Genomic DNA, 19,372 nt, shown 5'->3' with positions numbered 1-19,372 from the left:
ACGCGTGCGGGCATGGCGAATTCCTGACGATCAGTCAGGGGACGCCCGGCACACCCACAGAATGAGCCATGACTACCGGTCAGTAAAGAGGCGGGTCAGTGACTCATCCACTGAGACTCTGCACCAGTGTGGGGGCCCCGAACGTCCCCGGGGGGCCGAACAGGCCCTCCGAGGCACGGCGCGGGCATCAGCACGGACGCGGATCGGGTCGCTGGCTGCGGCAGGAACGAGCTGAGCACCAGCAGGCCGGGAAAATGAGTAGGGCAACTCAGGCCGGACGCACCCTCCCCCTCCGACGATGAAGACCACTGTCGTCGAGATCTGGAGACCGCTCCCATGCTCAGCCGCATCGCCGACATGCTGGTGCCCGCCTTCGGCCGCCTGTCGGTGACCATCGACCCTGGCGCCGCCCTGGCGCCGGGCAGCATCATCGCCGCCAACCACACCTCGCTCGCCGACCCCGCCATCGTGATCGCCGCCCTGCACCGCCTGGGCGTCGAACCGGTCATCATGGCCACCGCCGGCCTGTGGCGCCTGCCCGTACTCGGCCGTTCCCTCACCCGCGAAGGGCACATCCCTGTACACCGCGGTGACCGACGAGCCTCGGCCGCGCTCGACCTGGCCACCCACGCCCTGGAGCAGGGCAGATGCCTGCTCATCTACGCCGAGGGCGGCCTGCCCCGCCGCAAGGACGCCGCAGAGGCACCTCCCGGCGACTTCCGCACCGGCCTGGCCCGCCTCGCCGAACGCACCGGTGCCGCTGTTGTGCCCGTCGGCCAGGCCGGTGCCCGCCGCGTCACCTCGGGCAGCATGCTCAAGCAGATCGCCGGCCTCGCCACAGCGCCGCTACGCCGACCCGAGCTGCACGTCCATGTCGGCACCCCCATCGTTCTGACCGGCGACAGCGCCGTACGCACGGCGCGGGCCCGAACGGCCGTGACCAGCGCGTGGCGTACGGCGGCCGCGCACCTCGCCGAGCCCGCCGCGCTCGCCGCGTAGCTCCACCCCGTCGGTCCGCGCCCGGCGGCTGCCGAGATTGCCCACTCATGGCAGCACCGGCTGCTCGGCTGCCCGTGGTTCACCGGTGGAGATGCGGCTCTCCTTCGGTGTCCATGGCATTGCAGGTGTGTCCGACGTATGTAATCGGCTTCACCGCTGCTGCCCGGCACACGTACTGGCTGTGGACCGTTTGTCGTCATGCTGTCATCGGGGCGGGGGTGGCATGGGGGCTGTGGGCGGAGTCGGGCTCATGGTGGTTGATGGAGCCATGGGCGCGGCTTTCCTGCCATCAGTCCTCTACGGGATCAACCGCTGCTACGGTCAGACACTCCTCAAGTCTGACGGCATGGTCTTCCACACCTCACCCTGTGCTTCGCAGCCACTGCCACGCTCTGCGCAGCACCGCCGGCATCGGCGAGCGCAACCACATCAACTGCCATCGGAAGCGCGGCCAGTACCGCCTCTTGGTCCGTCAGTGATTGCCGGCTGGAGCGGACCGATGGGCAGTCGCCTACGCTCCACTCTTCGGTGACAATCAAGAACCTGGATCCCAACAACACACACAGCTTCTACGTACAGGTGGTTTGGGGGACCGGCAGTGACCGTTACGGGGACAGCGGCAGTTGGTACGTCGGAACCGTAGAGCCGCTGGCTACGGCAACCGACGAGCCATCAGACAATGACCCGTCAGCGTCGGTGAGCAGCCTTCCCGACGGCCCCGTCGCCTGCCGGATCGCCTCCGTAGTGGATGAAAACGGCGACTCTGCTCAGAAGGGATGAGCCACAGCGAGTTCGGTGCCCGCTACGGGGCGGGCTGGGGGCAGGCCGCCCGTAGTTGGTACGGCGCCGAGCGACAGAGAGGATCGACCGATCGCGCCGACCTGACTGCGAAGCGTTTCTGCCTTGCCGGTTGTCTGCTGCCTGCCGGTGCCGGTGCCGGTGCCGGTGTCGGAGTAACCGGCGGCACCCAGGCCCTGGCCGACGAGGGTCTGAGACCGGCGCTGGGTGAACGCCATACCCAGTTCTGGCGGCCGACCGGTATCCAGAGCCTCGCGCAGCGCTGCAGGATGTCCTTTCGCTGGCGCACCTGCTCCTCCTCGGCCTCGATGATGCTCACAGCAACACCCACGGGTGCCGGAGGAACTCCACATACGTACGCAGATGAAAGTGAGCTTCTGGAGCACGTTTTCGAGCTTGGTAGGGTCCTTGATGCTTGATGCCCCAACCCACCAGCCAGCCGGGGACACATGCCCGATCTGCCGAGCTCAGCCAGCCGCGCCGTACACCGCCCGAAAGCGGGCGCACTTCGCACGGCGTGGCGTGCAGGAGTTCGTCGCTCGTCTGCCCGCGGTGGAGGAGACATCGTAGGCGCCGTGCGCTTGAGCGCGGTTCCTTTGGGGCTGCGGGCCGCCGCGGCCGTGCTGGGCCTGGCCTTGCTGGCCGCAGGTTGCGACAGCGCCCCGGACCCGTTGGACCGGCCGGTCAAACCGAAAGGTGAGGGGGGCGCGTGGCAGATCGACTACCGCAGCCCGGTGCCGGATTCCGGTCTCAACGGCCTGGTCGCTGTCTCTGCCGACGAAGCGTGGGCCGTCGGACGCACGGGCAAGCCTCCCCACCAGCGCGGCAGTCTGCTGCATTACACCGCCGGTCGCTGGAGCCCCGTGCCGCTGCCCGTCGAACTCCGCGGCGACCCCGAGCTGAAAGCTGCGGCGTCGGGTCCGCAGGACGTATGGATCTACCGTCGCGAGCCCACACCACTTCCGCCGGTCGCGGGAGAGGCAGGGGGACAGTACCCGTCGCCCTCGGAAGGCTCGGAGCAACCGGACGACTTGCGGGCCAGCCCGGTGATGCGCTGGGACGGCAAGCGCTGGCACCGGATACCCGCCCCTTTCCCGATCACCACCCTGCGCGTGCTGTCCCCGCGCAACGCCTGGGCTGTCGACCGCCAGGGTGCCCTGCGGCACTGGGACGGCCGCCGCTGGGAGCGAACGAGGCTGCCGGTCTGGGTCCGCGATGTCGACGCCTCGTCCCCGGACAACGTCTGGGCCGTGGGCATCCGCATGCCCCTCGCTCAGTTCGCGGCGATGCACTACGACGGACACAGCTGGCACCAGACGCGGCTGCCCGAGCATCGATTCACCCGTAACGGCATGCTGCCCGGAGAGGCCAGCAGCCTCGGCTACGTGCATGTCCTCGCCGCAGACGATGTCTGGGCGCTCGGTGCGCACACCTGGGAGCCGGAGGACGAGGCGCCGACCGACCCGCCCTTCGAACACTTCTTCCTGCACTGGGACGGGCGCCGGTGGAAGAGCACCGCCTACCCGCCCAGAGCCGCGCACGACGCCGCAATACAGCCGGTGACGCCCGACGGCTCCGGGGGTCTGCTGCTGGGCGCCTGGCTGCGCCGCACTCCCACGGGCCGGTACCTGGGCATCGACGCACCGCCAGGGGTCGAGGGCTGGACGAACGCGGAGGTGAAGCCCTCGAAGCGGCAATGGCTTTCGCTCTCGGACCTGGCGGCAGCGCCCGGCACGCACACGCTGTTCGGGGCCGGTGCCCTTACCGGCGGGACCGCTGACAGGACGACCCGGGCGGTCATCGTCCGATACCAGGCAGGGGCTAGGTAAGTCCGCGAAGTCCGGACGTCGACTGGTCTGACGTATGCGGCGTTCGGCGTCTGTCGGCTTCGTTGCGGAGAGCTTGCAACGCCCGGCTTTCCGCATCCGTGCCGGCTACGGTGCGCCGGTGTCCCACTGCATCCCGCTGGGATGAGGCCTTCACGACGCAGCTCGTCCGTAGGCGTGCTCCGACGGTAGCCGGAGACACTCCGGGCCGTCGGGCCCCGGCTACAGCGATGCCTGTCTGTCTTGAACGTGAGCGTGCAGGTCACCGGCAGTGTTGCGGCTGCGGCGAAGGCGTGCCGCGAGGCGGGTTAGAGGGAAGACGGCGAGTGGCACCGCGAGTGCCATCGCCGAGAGGGCGAGCGAGAACGGAACGGTGGCCTCGGACGGCACGGTGACGAGCTTGAAGGTGTCGATAGCGGTATGGACCAGCGCGGGCGCCCAGACACTGCGGCCCGCCTGCTCGTAGAGATGGGCCAGTGGCCAGGTGGTCACGGCGGCGACCGTCATGGCGGCGATGCCTACGGCCGGGCCGGTGGTGAGGAGCACGGGCAGGTGGGTCAGGGCCAGAAGGGGCATCGAGGCCAGGACGGCGCGGTTGAACGAGCGCTTGTGGCGCAGGCGGGCGTAGGTATAGCCGCGCCAGGCGAGTTCTTCGGCCAGGCCGTGGTAGAGGAAGACGCTCATCAGGAGCCAGGCGGCGTCGTCGCGGAGTGTGATGCTGTGGCCTGTCAGGGCGGTGAACACGGGGTAGACGGAAAGGCATCCGGCTGCCGCGACGGCGGCGACGGCCAGGGCACGGGGATGAGGCCGGGTAAGGCCCAGGGCTGCTGGAAGTTCCCGCGACGGTGTGCCTTGGAGTACGGCCACGAGGGCTGCGCACGCCGCTGTGGCGGCCAGGGCTGCGAGGGCTGCCCCCGGGGTCGGCACGGCCGGCGCGGTCATGTACAGCACCAGCCAGATCAGGGCGAATCCCGTGATGAACCTCATCATGCGCGCAGGAGTCTCCTCGGGTGACGGCGGTCGTTGGTACCGGTCTTCGTGGACGTCGACGGCCATCAGCACCTTGGCGGTGCGCTGGGACAGCAGCAGCCGCAGCACCTCGATCGCCGGTGGCGACAGCAGATGCGCGGCGTCGATCGACGGTACGGCGGGTGCTGCCGAAGCCATGGAGATCAACCTCGTGTGTGTGTGGGGGGAGAGAAAGGCGTGCGTGAATCGGTCCATCTGTTCGCCTACAGGGATAGCGGCCCCTGGCGGCCCACGGCATTGGGGAACGACCCCAGGGAGGCACCCCAGGAATTCACGTCGCCCGTCCCGGCACTGGCCGACGGGCGGCCGGTGCGCATGAGTCGGGAAGTGTGACCGCCACGGCCCGGCGCCCCTCTGTGCCCCGAGGCATCCGCCGGTCCCCGGAACTGGTCGTGATCATGGTCCCTGGGCCCCTCGTGGATCCGGCTGAACACAGGCTGCCGTGGAGGGCGCCCCCTCTACGGCTCACGGCAGCGGAAGGGCGACCTTGACGGCGTACACGGCCACGAGGCCGTACCCCACTCGAAACGTCCAGGCCCGGGCGCGCGTGCCGATGCGCGCCCCGGCGAACCCGCTCACCGCGACGAGTGACTGCTGCCATACGAGCGACGCGAGGAACACTCCGGCCACGAAAACGGCCCCTGCCATACCTCCGCTGAGGGCCGCGCCCTGGGCGGTGGTGAGTGCCGCGAAGTACAGCGCGGTGGTGGGGTTCACCAAGGTCAGCGCCGCGAAGCGGGTGAAGGTCCGCACCGCCCCGCCGGGCGGCGTTCCCGCCGACGTGGCCGATCCGGCGGCGGCAGGCCGGGCCGAGGCCCACAGCCCCCGGACCGCGATGACCGCCAGCACGGTCGCCGACACCAGCCGCACCCATGCCTCGACCCCCGAGAGCACCGACGCCACCAGCGGGCCGAGAGCCGTCGCCATCGCGGCGTAGGCCATGTCGACCACCGCCACTGCGCCGGCGGCGGCGACGGCTCCACGGCGCTCGCGCATCCCCTCCTGGATCAGCAGGACGCCCATCGCGCCCAGCGGCATCGCCACACCGAGGCCGGCGGCTGCGCCGTGGACCGCGACCCTCCACATTTCGTTCATGCCGCATACGATGGGGCCTCGCCGAGATCAGCGCGGCCGGCCCCCGGCCCGTACCGCGATAATCGCGGCATGGACGCACTCGACAGTGAAATTCTCGGCGTGCTGCAGGAGGATGCGCGGATCTCGTTCCGGGATCTGGGTGTACGGGTCGGGCTGAGCGCGAACGCGGCGGCCGACCGGGTTCGGCGGATGCGCCGCGAGGGCGTCATCCGCGGCTTCACGACGTTGGTCGACCCAGCGGCATCCGGAACCCGCGAAGGCCTCCTCGTCTTCATCGACATCACTCTGCGCCAGGACACGACGAACGAAGAATTCGAAGACGCGGTGCGCCACCTCCCCGGTATCACAGAAGTTGTCCACGTCACAGGTGCCCACGACTACCTCGTTCGTGCCCGCGCCGCCGACCCTGCGGCGCTCGACAGCCTCCTGCGCCGCCTCAAAGGCGAAGCGGGCGTCGCCCAGTCCAACACACGCCTCGCCCTACGCGCGGCCCGTTAGAGCCGTGACCGGCCTGGTTCACCGGGCCGGTGAGGCTGATTGGGCGGGATCACCCTTCCGCAGCCGGGCGTCGGACGGCCGAGCACCGAACTCGTCCCGGCGAGGGGGCACCACGACCACAGCCACTGTTCCAGCGCCGAGCGCGGTCCGTTCAGGTGGTCCGGGAGGACTGTTCAGGCCCGGCAGGGTCGCAGTGTGCGCGGTCCGCGGGCCGGGGCTCGGGGCTGGGGGCGGGCTGGGGAGCGGGCGCGGGGCCGGTCAGCAGTTGCGCTGCGGCCCCGCGCACCGCGGCGAAGGTCTGGCCGGACAGTCGTGGCCGGAGTTCCAGCCGCCTGGTGACGAAGAGGCCGAAGAGCAGCGCCCCGGATGCGGCGAGACCGGTCACCGCCCAGGCACCGGCAAGGCCGGCGTCGCCGCGGGCGTCGAAGTACATGATCGAGCGGATGCCGCCGATGATGTGCCGTGCGGGCTCGAAGAAGGAGAGGAACCGGAAGAACGACGGGAGCGCCTGCAGCGGGACCGTGCCGCCGGAAGAGGGCAGTGCGAGCGCCATGAAGATGAAGGTGCCCAGCAGCGAAGCGAGTGACCCGAAAGCGGCGACCAGCGCCTGCTGGCCGATGCCTACGGCGGCGATGGCGACGCTGGTGAACACCCCACAGAAGTCCTCCGTGGGGGGTGTCGACACCGAGCAGGGCACAGGCGGACGCGATCACGGTTGCGGCGACGGGGCCCAGGGCGGCGGAAGTGGCGCACTTGGCGAGGAAGAGTCGGGTGCGACTGACGGCAACCGGCGGACGGTACGTCAGGGATGCGTGTGCTTCGCCGAAGGCGTGACCGACGGCGGTGTCGAAGATGCCGCTGATGACGGAGGCGCCCGGATATCCGGCGAGCAGTATCAGCACGGTGTAGTAGAAGGCGGACAGGCCTATTCCGGAGTTGGCCGGGAGTGGACGGTGGGGGGGGGACGGTGACCTTCACCGGATCGGCGAGCAGCAGGCGAGCCGCCGGCGCGGCCGATTGGGCGGCGGGCTGGGCGAGCAGGTCGTGCCCGATCCGGTGGGAGACGGCTGCCAACGCTGGTTGGAGGCTGCCGCTGGTGAAGGACACACCGAGGCTGCCTGCACGAGGGTTGGTCAGCAGGGTCACTTCCGGTTGCTCGGGTGCGGTGGCAACGCGCTGCCCGAGCAGGTTGTGAAGGCGGGTGCTGAAGTCCGGTGGGATGACCAGCGCTCCGTACACGCTGCCGGAGTCGAGCCGGTCGGTGGCCTCGGCCATGCTCATGGGCTGAAGGCGCAGCCGTTGGTCCTTGTCGGCGCGGGCGATCAGGGCGTCGGTGATCTGTGCGCCCTTGCCGGCGGTGGTCGCGGTCGAAAAGCGGTCCTGGTTCACCACGGCCACCGGCAAGTGCCGCAGTTTTTCGCCCGGGTTGACGATGCCGCCGAAGTAGGCCAGGGAGAGCAGGAAGATCACCACAGCGGCGACAGCGGTGGCTCCTCCCCATAGCTGCGGTCGGCGCAGCAAAAGGGCGGCGGCTCCCCGCCGTGCACGGTTGGGAGCTTCGGGGGTCATACGGTTCCTTCTGTTGCCTGTTCTGTGCCCGCCAGGCTTTCGGGCTGGAAAACTGGGCGTGGAGCCCATTCGGAATGAACCGACCGGATCTGCGACGTCCTGGTCGGCGGCCAAGGGGCATCTGTGGCGCCTTGCACCGGTTGGTGGAGCGATGGCGGCGGGCGTGGGACGAGGGCGGACCTGGTGACCCCGCAACCTCCAGCCGTTGTCACGCCGCAGAGGCAGCCGGTGCGGTCAACGGGCTCTCACCGTTCAGGACTGCTGCTCGCCGCCCGGCGAACGACAGCCGGCGCGTCCTCGTACGACACCTGGTCGGTCGTGGTGGTCACGGTGAAACATCCCTCTCTGCTCAGCGAGACGTCGTCGTGCCCGGCCGCTTCAGCCGGCGTTAGGCACTCGGTCGGTGCGCTCACAGCGAGGGAGCCTCCTCGATCAGCGGGTGCCCCCACTTTTCCACGAAGGCGGCCTCGACGGCGGCGCCCACCTTGTACAGCCGGTCGTCCTTCATCACCGGGGCGATGATCTGCAGACCGACCGGGAGGTTGTCCTCCGGGGCGAGACCGCAGGGCAGGGACATGGCCGCGTTGCCCGCCAGGTTCGTCGGGATCGTCAGCAGGTCGTAGCTGTACATCGCCATCGGGTCGTCGGCGCGCTCGCCGATCGCGAAGGCCGTGGTCGGGGTCGTCGGGGAGACGATCACGTCGACCTGCTCGAACGCCTTGTCGAAGTCCTGCTTGATCAGCGTACGGACCTTCTGCGCGCTGCCGTAGTACGCGTCGTAGTAGCCGGAGCTGAGGGCGTACGTGCCGAGCATGATGCGGCGCTTGACCTCGGGGCCGAAGTCGGCCTCACGGGTGAGGGAGGTGACCTCCTCGGCCGAGTGGCCGCCGTCGTCACCGGCGCGCAGGCCGTAGCGCAGGCCGTCGAAGCGGGCGAGGTTGGAGGAGCACTCGGACGGCGCGATCACGTAGTACGCCGACAGGGCGAGGTCGAAGGACGGGCAGGTCCGGCATGGATTCGGGATCCGACATGGATTCTCCCGAATACTCCCGGAAAGTGTTTCCCAGGATTACATTCTTCCACCCCTCCCCCTAGAGTAGCCTTTACTCGAAATAGGCAAGGGGTGTGGTTGATATTCCACGGCGGCCCCCACCCTTGTTTCATCTTGCCGATCGATACCGGGCAGTGAGCCTTTTCGGCGTTGCCGCTCCGCGGTGATGACCGCCTGGGCTGCGGGAGGCATTCGAGCCGGGCTGCACCGGACCCTGCCTGTGCGCGGTCGGCGAGCACCGAACGCCCCGGCGCCCGCAGCTCGTTACCGCCGGGTCGTGACGGGTCCACCGGTACGGTTGAGTACCGATCACTCTCGAGAATGGCCGGGAGGATGGAAACACTTGGATGGCACAGTGCACACGCCATCCATAGAAAGAAGTGCTCATGGCTGAAATTCATGGTCGGCCCGGCAAGCGCGGTCGCCGCATGGTCATCGGGGTGCTGAGTGCCGCGCTGGTGGCAGCGATGGTTCCGGCAATGACCCACGCGGCCGATGCCGGGCCAGCCGGCCAGGCCCACGAGAAGAACAATCCGGGGCGGGGCTGGGTCGAGGAGTCATTCTTCGCCGAGGTCCCCCGGGACGGCGTGTTCGAGACGCATCGCGGCGACCTGCCGCTGGCTGTCTTCCCCGAGGGAATAGCGAAGTTCACCGAGCCGCGCCTGCAGAAGGCCTTCGCGCTGGGCAGCAAGATCCGCGACAAGAACGGCGAGGTCGTCGGATTCGCGACCGAGATCGAGGAAGTACTCCCCGAGACCGACTTCGAGACAGGGAAGATGCTCACGCACACCGTGTGGACGCTGTTCTTCCCCGGCAGGGGCACCATCGTGCTCGACCAGATCGAGGACTCCTCCGAAGTTGCAACCAAGGTCTTCAAGCCCGCCTTCGACAGCGGCGAACCGTGGACCGGCCGCCTCAACGCGGTGACCACGGCGGGGCCGCGCGCGGACGGCAAGGGACAAATCATCAGCGGCACGGGAGAGTTCGCCGGAATCCGCGGAACCGGTATCGAGATCGCCGATATCCGGCGCTTCGACCCGTCGAACGGTTCCCTCGAAGGCACCTTCGAGCTCCGCTTCCGCTATCACCGGACCGGCCGCTGACACCGCCGGCTGGAAAAAGGGTGTGGGAGGACCGGCGACCGCCGGTCCTCCCACACCCTTTCCCGCACTCCCTGCACGCCGAGATGCGGGCATGCCCCCGCGAACCTCCCGGAAGCTGTCGCCACCTCCGGTCACGGCTGCTGCTGCGACAACGGCCCGCGGGGAGCCGGCGATTGGCGGTCTTCGAGAATGAACTCCTGCTCCTGAGGGAGCAGGAGTTCGATTCCACCGAGGAGCAGATTCGTTCTTCAGACGGCAGTCCGTCGGGACAGGGCGTCACGTCGATGCCCGGGCCGAGAGGCCGGAGCGGGGTGGGACGTCCGGCTGGGCACCGGCACAGGAACGGATCGAGCGACCCGGGAAGGTGAATCCGACAAGCCGCGAGTCTTCACGCGTGGTGGGCGGGTTGGCGACCAGCCCGGCCTTCACCGCGGCAAGCTGCTCCAGATACCGCGCGTTCGGAGGCGGGGAGAAGAACAAGGGCTCGCCGTCCAGGGCGGACGGGTTCGCGGCCATCGCCGAGCTGGTTGAGATCAGGGTCAGCGAGCGCATCCGGGGGCGGTGGTCCAGAGCCATCAGCAGGCCGATGTATCCGCCCATGGAGAGCCCGACGACGTGGGCGGTGTCCACGCCGTAGGGGTGAACTCGATCGAGCGCGGAATCTTGTAGCGGACCAGACGCTCCCCCAGATGGGCGGGGAGATCCTCGGCACGGATGTCGGCGGTGGTCTGCACGACGGCGTGGACCCGCTGACCGAGGTCGTCGTCGGGCAGGCCGACGACGACACTGGAAAGCACCGCGGGGTGCTCGCTCAAGGCCGCCTCGACCTCGGCAGGGTAGACGTTGGCGCCCCCGGAGACGATCAGGTCGGTGCGGCGGTCGCTGAGGTAGAGATAGCCGTCCTCGTCCATCCAGCCGAGGTCGCCCAGCGACTCCCACTCGCCGTGCGAGCGGGCCTCGGCCCCGACGTAGCGGTAGGCGGGGTGGTCCTGGGGGGAGCGCATGAATATCTCACCGACCACCCGTGGCGGGACCGGTATGCCGTCGGCGTCCAGGACGGTCATCTCGCCGACCCTCGGACGTCCCACCGAGCCTCGGTGTTCCAGCCACTCGGTGCCGTCGAGCGCGGCGATCGCCTGGGACTCGGTGCCGGAGTACATCTCCCACAGCCGCTCAAGGCCGATCAGACCGATCCATGCCTCCTTCACCCACTCCGGGCAGGCCGCCGCGGCGTGCAACACCACCCGCAGGGAGGAGGGATCGAACCGTTCGGGCTCCTCCTGTACCGCTCGCCAGATGCGCTGCATCATCGTGGGCACCACCATCATCCATCCGACGCGGTGGGTGCGGATCGCGTCGATCGCCGCCGCGGTGTCGAAGCGGGGCAGTACGACCAGGTGGTGGCCCATGAACAGTCCCAGGCCGGAGAAGGTGAACGGCACGTTGTGGTAGAGCGGGCCGCAGACCAGCTGGCACTCGTCCGGTTCCATGAGCATCCCGCGGGCCTGGTCGAGGTCGATGTCACCGCTGTGGCCGTCGACGATGAGCTTGGGCCGCCCGGTGCTGCCACCCGAGGTCGGCGCCTTCCAGGACGGGGAGATCCGGTCGGGCAGCGGGCCGTCGTCCAGGCCCACGGCGGGCTCGAAGCCGGCCGGAATGCTGGTGACGCCGGGGTGGTCGGAGGGGTCCGGGACGCCGACGACCAGGACGGAGCCGGCCAGCTCCACGATCGCCTGCCGCTCGCGGAGCGGCAGCCGCCAGGAGACCGGTTGCGGGATGGCACCGAGTTTCCAGACGGCGACGGTGGCGAGGTAGAACTCGGCCGAGTTCGGCAGCGCGATGGTGACGAAGGCGCCCTGCTCGACGCCGAGCCGGGCGTAGGCGCGGGCGAGCCGGTTGCTCTGCCGCTCGAGCTGCTCGCGGCTGATGGTCTGCATGCCACAGGTCACTGCGGGGCGCTGGGGGTCCCGCTCGGCAAGCTCCCTGATGATGCGGCCGATGGGTTGCGTCTTGGGCATCCGACTTCCTTGTTCGCTGCTGGACAGGCTTTGATTGCTCGAACGGTCGCGTCGTGGCCGCGCGCAGTCCGGTGTGCCGCGCCCGGCATCCGACGGTGGCACGTCGGCGGTGTCGCCCCGTTCGCCGCCGGCCGCGGAGCCGTCCTCTCAGGATTGCCAGGCATGGGGCCTTGCGGGTCTCGGTGGTGTGCCGGTTCGGGTGGGAGCGGCCACGGATGAAGTCCGGTTGCGTGCGCGTCTCGCCGGGCGGGTGGGAAGCGGGACCTCGGCCGGGCGCCCGTCCCTCACATGTTCCGCCCCGCGGCCGACCCTCAGGTGAGTAGTCGATGCCCCATCACATGCGGTCCTCCTGTTCGTGGGTGCCCCTGCAGTGCGCACAGGGAAAGGGAGATGCTTTTACCGTTGAAACCGACAGCACCGCCGTCACCCTGGCTGCACCGTTGGCATCCCCGCCATCAAAAGGCGACGGGCCGGTGAAGCGCATCCGTAGGGCCACTGGGCCGGTCACGGTTGCCGCAGGGTCCGGGGCGCGGGGTGACGGCCGTGAGGACTTCGAGACGTCGCAGCGCAAGGCAGCCAGGGACGGGCACCGTCAGGTGCCGGCCTCCGGAGCGCTGTCCGACGCCGGGCTGCCGGTCGAGGCGCTCATCGCTCGGGGACACGAGCACGGGGTGCGCAAGCAGCTTGTCCTGCGCCAGGCCGCGCGCCTGTTCATGGAGCACGGCTGTGCGGCAACGGGCATGGCGGAGATCGGCGGGGCCGCGGGCATCACCGGGCCCGCCGGCTACCGGCACTTCCCGAGCAGGCAGGCGGCGCCCGGGGCACAGTGCCACGGGCAGCGGGCGCTGTGACCATGGCCACGACTGCTCCCTGCTGGACACTCCGCCAGGCGTGGAATCCCTGCCGCGCCCGCGAAGGGCGTCACGGGCTGCCGCGCCACGCAAGGAGGCGAACCACGGGGCCGCTGACCGGTCTGAAGGGTGTGCAGACAGGTGCTCGGGGCCAAGTCCGCGAACGGCCGGCGGCCTTCCACGAGGCCGGGGGCACCATGCTCAACCTCGCACCCGCGGGGCCCGATCCACTCGCCACCGTGCGCCGGCTGCGCGAACTCCTCCGGAAAGTACGCCCGTCCATCCCGCCCCACGGCGCAGCACGCGGGGCCCACCATCCTCACCCGCCGGCCCCCCGGGCCGTCCGGAGCAAGGAATAGTTGTGACCACCGAAGCATTCATCTACGACGCGATCCGCACCCCTCGCGGCCGCGGCAATAACACCGGCTCGCTGCACGGCACCAAACCGGTCTCCCTGCTGATCGGCCTCATCGACGAACTGCGCAGGCGCAGTCCCGGCCTGGACCCGGCCCGGATCAACGACATCATCCTCGGTACGGTCATGCCGGTCGGCGACCAGGCCGGCAACATCGCGAAGACCGCGGCCCTGGCGGCCGCGCTGCCCGACGACGTCTGCGGTGTGCAGCTCAACCGGTACTGCTCATCCGGTCTGGAAGCGGTCAACACGGTCGCCGCCCGCATCCGCTCCGGTTGGGACCAGCTGATCATCGCCGGCGGTGTGGAGTCGATGTCGCGGGTGCCGATGGGCGCCGACGGCGGACCGCTCGCGTACGACCCCGACACCTCCCTGCACGGCCGGCTCGTCCCGCAGGGCGTCGGCGCCGACCTCATCGCCACCGTCGAGGGCTTCAGCCGCGAGGACGTCGACGACTACGCCCTGATGTCCCAGCAGCGGGCCGAGGCCGCCTGGGCCGGCGGGTACTTCGCCAAGTCTGTCGTCCCGGTGGTCGACCGCAGTGGCGTCCCGGTCCTGGACCACGACGAGCACATGCGCCCCGAGAACACTGCGGAAGGGCTGGCCAAGCTCCCTGCATCCTTCACTCTGCACGGTCAGCTGTTCGATGACATCGTCCGGCAGAAGTACCACTGGGTCGAGAAGATCGAGACGTCCACACCGCCGGCAACTCCTCCGGCATCATCGACGGCGCCGCGATGGTCCTCATCGGAAGCGAGCAGGCCGGTCATGAGCTGGGCCTGACGCCCCGGGCGCGGCTCGTCGCCGCCACGGTCGTCGGCAGCGAGCCGGTCATCATGCTCACCGGCCCCACGCCCGCCGCCCGCAGGGCGCTCGACATGGCCGGCCTGACCGTGGACGACATCGACATCTTCGAGCTCAACGAGGCTTTCGCCTCCGTGGTCCTGATGTTCGTCAAGGATCTCGACCTGCCGATCGAGAAGGTCAATGTCGACGGCGGCGCCATCGCGATGGGCCACCCCATGGGTGCCACCGGCGCCATGCTCGTCGGCACCGTGGTCGACGAGCTCGAGCGCCGCGACGTCCGTCGCGCCCTGGTGACGCTGTGCGTCGGCGGCGGCATGGGCATCGCCACCATCATCGAGCGGCTGTGACCGTCCCCCTCCCCCGCAGACCCCCCGAACGCACCGACGCGGAACAGGACACCTCTCATGACCGACACCACCATGATCCGCTGGGAGCAGGACGCCAACGGCGTCGTCCTCCTGACGATTGACAACGCCGACGCCTCCGTCAACCTGCTGAGTCCCCTCTTCGAGCGTTCGCTGGCCGCGACCGTGGGCCGGCTGGAGGCCGAACGCGACGACATCACCGGCGTCGTCCTCACCTCCGCCAAGAAGACCTTCTTCGCCGGCGCCGACCTGGCCGTCCTGGGCCGGACCGCGCCCGAGCGTGCCGCGGAGCTGGCTGCGGGCGGTGATCTCCTGAAAAGCCTGCTGCGGCGGCTGGAGATGTTCGGCCGGCCGGTGGTCGCCGCGCTCAACGGATCCGCGATCGGCGGCGGCCTGGAGATCGCGCTGGCCTGCCACCACCGCATCGCCCTGGACGTCGAGGGCAGCCGGATCGGACTGCCCGAGGTCACCCTCGGGCTGCTGCCCGGCGTGGGCGGTCTGACCCGCACCGTGCGGATGCTCGGACTGCAGGAGGCCGTGAGCAAGGTCCTGCTGACCGGACGGCTGTTCACACCGGCCGAGGCCCTGGCCCAGGGTCTGGTCGACGACCTGGTCACGGTTCCCGAGGAGCTTGTGGTCCGCGCCCGGCAGTGGATCGCCGCCCATCCCGACGCCGCCCAGCCCTGGGACCTCCACGGCTACCGCATCCCCGGCGGGCACTCCCCCTCCAAGTCCCACAACACCTTCCAGGCTTCGGTCGTGCTGCCCCTCTCGGCCACCGTGCGCAAGCTGGGCCACGGCACCCCCGTGATCGCCCCGCACCGCATCGTCGCCGCAGCGGTCGAAGGCACCCAGGTCGACATCGACACCGCCTTCAAGATCGAGTCCCGCTACTTCGCCGAGCTGGCCTGCGGCCAGATCTCCTCGAACATGATCAAGGCCTTCCACTTCGACACCCGGCACATCACCGAGGGCGGCAGCCGGCCCACGGGCTTCCCCCAGCACCATGCCAAAAAGGCCGTCGTGCTCGGTGCCGGAATGATGGGCGCGGGCATCGCCTACGTCTGTGCCAGGGCCGGAATCGAGGTCGTCCTGAAGGACGTCAGCGTGGAGGCCGCCGAGCGCGGCAAGGGCTACTCCGCGAAGATCCTCGACAAGGCCGCCGCGGCGGGCACGATCACCGTGGCCGACCGCGACGAGGTGCTGGCCCGGATCACCACCAGCGAGCGCCCCGAGGACGCGGCCGGCGCCGACCTGGTGATCGAGGCGGTCTTCGAGGACACCGAGCTGAAGAAGAACGTCTTCGCCGAGATCGAGCCCCATCTTGCCCCCGGCGCGGTGCTCGGGTCCAACACCTCCACCCTGCCGATAGCCTGGCGGAGGGGGTTGAGCACCCCGAGGACTCCATCGGCCTGCACTTCTTCTCACCCGTCGACAAGATGGCCCTGCTGGAGATCATCGTCGGCGAGAAGACCTCCGACGCCACCCTGGCCAAGGCCTTCGACATCGCCCAGCAGATCGGCAAGACCCCGATCGTGGTCGGCGACAGCCGCGGTTTTTTCACCAGCCGCGTCATCGGCACCTTCCTCACCGAGGCCGTCGAGATGATCGCCGAGGGCGCCCACCCCGCCTCGGTGGAGCAGGCGGGCCTCCAGGCGGGCTACCCACGGCCCCGCTCGCGCTCAACGACGAACTGAACATGAGGCTCGCCGTGAAGGTCCGCGCGGAGACCAGGGCCGCCTGGACAGCCGAGGGCCGGCCGCTGGTGGAGATGGCGTCCTTCGGCGTCGTAGACCGCATGGTGGACGAGTTCGGCCGCCCGGGCCGCGTGGAGGGCGCCGGCTTCTACGACTACGCCGACGGCAAGCGCGTCGGGCTGTGGCCGGGGCTGGCGGAGGCCTTCGGTACCGGCACCGCCGAGATCCCGTTCGCGGACATGGTCGAGCGGATGCTCTTCGCCGAGGCGATCGAGTCGGTCAAATGCCTCGATGAGAACGTGCTGCGTTCGGTCCCGGACGCCAACGTCGGTTTCCCTCCTGGGAATCGGCTTCCCCGCCTGGACCGGCGGCGTCCTGCAGTACGTCAACCAGTACGACGGTGGCCCGGCCGGCTTCGTCGCCCGCGCCCGCCAGCTCGCCGAACGCTACGGCGACCGCTTCACGCCACCCGCCTCCCTCGTCACCATGGCCGAGAACGGCGGGACCTACCAGTAATCACGGACGGCACACGAGACCCCTCGCCCTGCCCCAGCGGCGAGGGGTCCCCCGGCCATCCCTGGCACTTCGCGGCGGTCGGTGATGCCGAACCCGAAGTGGGTCATCCCCATGTGCAACGACGAAGCGCGGTGTGAGTGCGTCCTCACACCGCGCCAGGTCTCCCCTCACGGGGTGGTCATCGCTCGTCGGACCCTCGTCGGACCCTCGTCGGGCGCCATGGTCCAGGGTGTGGGCGCGGCCGGCTCGGACACGCGCACACGGGGAATCGGTCGGGCCGCGGCTTACGGGCGACCGGCCTTGGCGGCACGGTTGCTGCCGAAGAACAGCAGCGCCAGGCCACAAGTCGCCCATGTGAGGAGCGTGATGAGTGGACCGGCCGAAGCAGCGCCGTCGAAGAAGGTGACCGAGCGCAGAAGGCTCGCGCCGGCACCCGGCGGCAGCAGCTGTCCGAAGGCACCCCAGGGCTGCGGCAGCATCTCCGGCGCGCTCGCCACACCCGACAGGGGATTGCCGAGCAGCAGCACAGTGACGACGCCCAGCCCGAGTCCCGCATGGCCCAGAGCGGTCCCCAGCCCGCCGATGGTGATGCTGATGGTGAAGACGATCAGACTGACGACCGAGGCCTCGGCGAGGTAGTTCCCGTCGAAGGCTCCGATCCAGCCGTGCACCACCGCGGTCGTGCACAGTCCGGCGAACACCGCAAAGGCCGCGGCGGCCAGGAGGCGCTCGCGCCTGCCCGGCAGTTTGAGGGCGACGAGGATGCCACCAATCATGCCCGTGAGCACCAGCGGCAGCATCGACGAAGCGAAGGCAGCGCCCCGGGCGTCCTTCTTCGGTGCGGGGCGAACGTCCTCCAGGGTGACCGGCTTGCCGCTCTGCTTCTCGATCTCTCCTGCCACGTGTGTGAAGGCGGCTGCCACGGCCCCGCTGGCCGCCGAGGATATGAGCACCTTGGGGCCCTGGGGATCGGCGACGATCGCCGCGTAGGCATCGCGGTCGAGGATCGCGTCGCGGGCGGCCTTCTCTTCGGACTTCACCGCGATGTCGAACGCTCCCGGCTCGCCCTTCTCCAGATGGTCCTTCACGGGCCCGGCCATCTGGCTCGTCCCGGCGACCACGATGGGGACGTCATGAGGCTCGCTGCGGGCAGCGGGCCAGGCGAAGGCGATCACGACCACGAGCTGCACCATGGTCAGGACCGTGGCCATCACCACCGCGAGTTTGGGGCCGGTGGGTCCGTGACCGCCCGGCGAGGCTGTTCTGCCTGCGGACTCGGTCCCGGCCGACGAGGACTCGGCGGAAGGGCGGTCGCCCAGTGAGTCGATGGGGTAGGGGGGCACTGCTCCTCCAGAGAGGTGTCATAGGCCTCCGGAAACCGGAGGTCGGTGAGGGATGGCGGTGCCGCGCGGCGCTGCTCACCGCCGCGCGGCATCACCGGCGCGTACAGCACATCGCCTTCAGGCGCCCGCAGCCTCAGGGGTCACCCCCTACGTTTTGCACCGGTGCCCTTAGATCACCGGCCGCACGGCGTCGCGTCGCATCGAATCCAGGACAGACATGCCCTCTTGGTGTGCCATGTGGCTCCGTGCGGTCCGTCGAACCGGCGGACGATGTGCGCGACGAGCGTTTCGTGGCCGGAGCGGTCGCGTGGATTGGCACGCTGAGGCGTTCCTCGTAGCGCATGGCACTTTCCGGGCTTGCAGGTCGGAGCCGGCCGCCGTGTTGGTGGCCGCTGCTCCATCACCGTGACGCTGAACAAGCGTCACGGTGTCGCCCCCGGCTCGTCTGCCCCATGAGTAATTTCTACTCAAGGAGAATTGCAAAGGGTCCGTGGATGATTAATCAAGGCCGGTTCGGTTCATTCGCGCCCTAGGATGCCATCATTCGCTGCCGGTCTGCGGGCGACCGGACCGACACAGTTCTTCTCGACCGGAATTGCCGGACAACGGAGGCGACCGACATCCACGCGCATTCCACCCTGTACGGCCGCGAGGTTGAGCAGGCGAAGATCGATGATGTATTGCACGAGGCTGCAGCATCGCACAGTGGCCTGCTTCTGCTGCATGGTGAGCCCGGAGCCGGAAAAAGTGCGCTGCTCGACTATGCACGGCAACGTGCCGTCACAACAGGGATGACCGTCGTCAAGGCGAGCGGGGCACGGCCGGAATCGGGATATCCGTTCGCCGGACTGCACCAGCTCCTTCACCCGCTGAGGCATCACCTGCCTGCGCTTCCACCAGCGCAGGCGGAAGTCCTCACCGGGGTGCTGCGTCTCGGTTCCGGACGGCCTGACGACATGTTTCTCGTGTCCGTCGCCGTGCTGGCGCTCATGACCGAGGCGGCAGGGGAACGAGGACTCGTATGTCTCCTGGACAACGCGCAGTGGTTGGACCATGCCACGGTGAACACCTTGCTGTTCGTGGCGCGCCGCCTGCGACGGGAGGATGTGGCGCTGCTGGTCGCCCAGCGCGACCCCGGGTTGGACGCGTTGGCCGATCCCGTGCTTAGAGGTCATCTCATGAGGATGTGCCGCTGCTGGTCGCCCAGCGCGACCCCGGGTTGGACGCGTTGGCCGATCCCGTGCTTAGAGGTCATCTCATTTGGTTAGTCTGCGGTAGCAGATGAGGGTGCAGGCGATGCTGGTGAAGGCGAGGAAGTGCTCGGCTTTGCGCTCGTAGCGGCGGTGCAGTCGTCGGCATCCGGCGAGCCAGGACATCGTGCGTTCCACGGTC

The 19,372-nt window shown here is 69.3% G+C and carries 14 protein-coding genes and 4 pseudogenes; 10 read left to right on the top strand and 8 right to left on the bottom strand.

Annotation, left to right across the window (positions count from 1 at the left end):
- Nucleotides 1-336 precede the first annotated feature (336 nt).
- The 3 genes from ACZ4SF_RS31880 to ACZ4SF_RS31870 all read left to right on the top strand — a co-directional run bounded on the left by ACZ4SF_RS31880 (nucleotide 337) and on the right by ACZ4SF_RS31870 (nucleotide 3,626).
- Entirely contained in the window at nucleotides 337-999 is a 663-nt protein-coding gene (locus tag ACZ4SF_RS31880; protein ID WP_468391365.1) for a lysophospholipid acyltransferase family protein, read from the top strand.
- A gap of 528 nt (nucleotides 1,000-1,527) precedes the next feature.
- Nucleotides 1,528-1,779, top strand: a complete 252-nt coding sequence (locus ACZ4SF_RS31875) for a hypothetical protein (RefSeq protein WP_468391362.1) — start codon at nucleotides 1,528-1,530, stop codon at nucleotides 1,777-1,779.
- A gap of 593 nt (nucleotides 1,780-2,372) precedes the next feature.
- Complete coding sequence (locus tag ACZ4SF_RS31870; protein ID WP_468391359.1) at nucleotides 2,373-3,626, top strand: beta propeller repeat protein; 1,254 nt, start codon at nucleotides 2,373-2,375, stop codon at nucleotides 3,624-3,626.
- 219 nt (nucleotides 3,627-3,845) lie between these two features.
- On the opposite strand, the gene ACZ4SF_RS31865 is transcribed toward ACZ4SF_RS31870, so the two are convergent.
- Nucleotides 3,846-4,790: a CPBP family intramembrane glutamic endopeptidase gene (locus ACZ4SF_RS31865; protein WP_468391357.1), complete on the bottom strand. Its 945-nt coding sequence runs from the start codon at nucleotides 4,788-4,790 to the stop codon at nucleotides 3,846-3,848.
- A gap of 327 nt (nucleotides 4,791-5,117) precedes the next feature.
- Entirely contained in the window at nucleotides 5,118-5,747 is a 630-nt protein-coding gene (locus ACZ4SF_RS31860; RefSeq protein WP_468391354.1) for a LysE family transporter, read from the bottom strand.
- Between the two features lie 69 nt (nucleotides 5,748-5,816).
- Between ACZ4SF_RS31860 and ACZ4SF_RS31855 the strand changes: the two genes are divergently transcribed.
- The gene (locus ACZ4SF_RS31855) at nucleotides 5,817-6,245 is read left to right on the top strand and encodes an Lrp/AsnC family transcriptional regulator (protein WP_468391351.1); all 429 of its coding nucleotides are present in this window, start codon (nucleotides 5,817-5,819) and stop codon (nucleotides 6,243-6,245) included.
- 151 nt (nucleotides 6,246-6,396) lie between these two features.
- Here ACZ4SF_RS31855 and ACZ4SF_RS31850 read toward each other — a convergent pair whose 3' ends face one another.
- The gene (locus ACZ4SF_RS31850) at nucleotides 6,397-6,897 is read right to left on the bottom strand and encodes a DUF3533 domain-containing protein (protein ID WP_468391348.1); all 501 of its coding nucleotides are present in this window, start codon (nucleotides 6,895-6,897) and stop codon (nucleotides 6,397-6,399) included.
- A 392-nt stretch (nucleotides 6,898-7,289) separates the two neighbouring features.
- Between ACZ4SF_RS31850 and ACZ4SF_RS31845 the strand changes: the two genes are divergently transcribed.
- Nucleotides 7,290-7,748: a hypothetical protein gene (locus ACZ4SF_RS31845; protein ID WP_468391345.1), complete on the top strand. Its 459-nt coding sequence runs from the start codon at nucleotides 7,290-7,292 to the stop codon at nucleotides 7,746-7,748.
- Nucleotides 7,749-8,223: 475 nt separating this feature from the next.
- Here the strand turns inward: ACZ4SF_RS31845 and ACZ4SF_RS31840 are convergent.
- A pseudogene (locus ACZ4SF_RS31840) lies at nucleotides 8,224-8,817 on the bottom strand (amidase family protein); the annotation flags it as partial.
- Nucleotides 8,818-9,251: 434 nt separating this feature from the next.
- Between ACZ4SF_RS31840 and ACZ4SF_RS31835 the strand changes: the two are divergent.
- On the top strand, nucleotides 9,252-9,968 hold the full coding sequence (locus tag ACZ4SF_RS31835; RefSeq protein ID WP_468391342.1) for a hypothetical protein: 717 nt from the start codon (nucleotides 9,252-9,254) through the stop codon (nucleotides 9,966-9,968).
- Nucleotides 9,969-10,244: 276 nt separating this feature from the next.
- On the opposite strand, the gene ACZ4SF_RS31830 is transcribed toward ACZ4SF_RS31835, so the two are convergent.
- On the bottom strand, nucleotides 10,245-10,598 hold the full coding sequence (locus ACZ4SF_RS31830; RefSeq protein ID WP_468391339.1) for an alpha/beta fold hydrolase: 354 nt from the start codon (nucleotides 10,596-10,598) through the stop codon (nucleotides 10,245-10,247).
- Nucleotides 10,544-11,986: an AMP-binding protein gene (locus ACZ4SF_RS31825; protein ID WP_468391336.1), complete on the bottom strand. Its 1,443-nt coding sequence runs from the start codon at nucleotides 11,984-11,986 to the stop codon at nucleotides 10,544-10,546. The genes ACZ4SF_RS31830 and ACZ4SF_RS31825 overlap by 55 nt, the downstream gene beginning before the upstream one ends.
- Before the next feature lie 473 nt (nucleotides 11,987-12,459).
- Here ACZ4SF_RS31825 and ACZ4SF_RS31820 point away from each other — a divergent pair, with 473 nt between their 5' ends.
- The 3 genes and pseudogenes from ACZ4SF_RS31820 (at nucleotide 12,460) to ACZ4SF_RS31810 (ending at nucleotide 16,637) form a co-directional block, all read left to right on the top strand.
- A complete protein-coding gene (locus tag ACZ4SF_RS31820) occupies nucleotides 12,460-12,837 on the top strand; it encodes a TetR family transcriptional regulator (protein WP_468391333.1) in 378 nt (125 codons plus the stop codon).
- A gap of 361 nt (nucleotides 12,838-13,198) precedes the next feature.
- Nucleotides 13,199-14,406 (top strand): annotated as a pseudogene (locus tag ACZ4SF_RS31815) (acetyl-CoA C-acetyltransferase).
- Nucleotides 14,407-14,463: 57 nt separating this feature from the next.
- Nucleotides 14,464-16,637: pseudogene (locus ACZ4SF_RS31810) on the top strand (3-hydroxyacyl-CoA dehydrogenase NAD-binding domain-containing protein).
- 284 nt (nucleotides 16,638-16,921) lie between these two features.
- On the opposite strand, the gene ACZ4SF_RS31805 reads toward ACZ4SF_RS31810, so the two are convergent.
- Nucleotides 16,922-17,980 (bottom strand): ABC transporter permease, encoded by a 1,059-nt coding sequence (locus tag ACZ4SF_RS31805; protein ID WP_468391330.1) that lies wholly within the window; start codon nucleotides 17,978-17,980, stop codon nucleotides 16,922-16,924.
- 680 nt (nucleotides 17,981-18,660) lie between these two features.
- Between ACZ4SF_RS31805 and ACZ4SF_RS31800 the strand changes: the two genes are divergently transcribed.
- Nucleotides 18,661-19,248: an AAA family ATPase gene (locus ACZ4SF_RS31800; protein ID WP_468391327.1), complete on the top strand. Its 588-nt coding sequence runs from the start codon at nucleotides 18,661-18,663 to the stop codon at nucleotides 19,246-19,248.
- Here the strand turns inward: ACZ4SF_RS31800 and ACZ4SF_RS31795 are convergent.
- Nucleotides 19,237-19,372, bottom strand: a pseudogene (locus ACZ4SF_RS31795) (IS5/IS1182 family transposase); the annotation flags it as partial. The gene ACZ4SF_RS31800 and the pseudogene ACZ4SF_RS31795 overlap by 12 nt on opposite strands.

This window comes from Streptomyces sp. NPDC027663, from assembly GCF_055566415.1.
Note: the sequence above shows the minus strand (reverse complement) of the source record. Positions and strands in the feature narration are given on the sequence as shown.

Coding starts and splice junctions, on each gene's coding strand:
- ACZ4SF_RS31880 (WP_468391365.1), top strand. CDS start 337: ATGCTCAGCCGCATCGCCGACATGCTGGTGCCCGCCTTCGGCCGCCTG.
- ACZ4SF_RS31865 (WP_468391357.1), bottom strand. CDS start 4,790: ATGGCTTCGGCAGCACCCGCCGTACCGTCGATCGACGCCGCGCATCTG.
- ACZ4SF_RS31825 (WP_468391336.1), bottom strand. CDS start 11,986: ATGCCCAAGACGCAACCCATCGGCCGCATCATCAGGGAGCTTGCCGAG.
- ACZ4SF_RS31835 (WP_468391342.1), top strand. CDS start 9,252: ATGGCTGAAATTCATGGTCGGCCCGGCAAGCGCGGTCGCCGCATGGTC.
- ACZ4SF_RS31855 (WP_468391351.1), top strand. CDS start 5,817: ATGGACGCACTCGACAGTGAAATTCTCGGCGTGCTGCAGGAGGATGCG.
- ACZ4SF_RS31860 (WP_468391354.1), bottom strand. CDS start 5,747: ATGAACGAAATGTGGAGGGTCGCGGTCCACGGCGCAGCCGCCGGCCTC.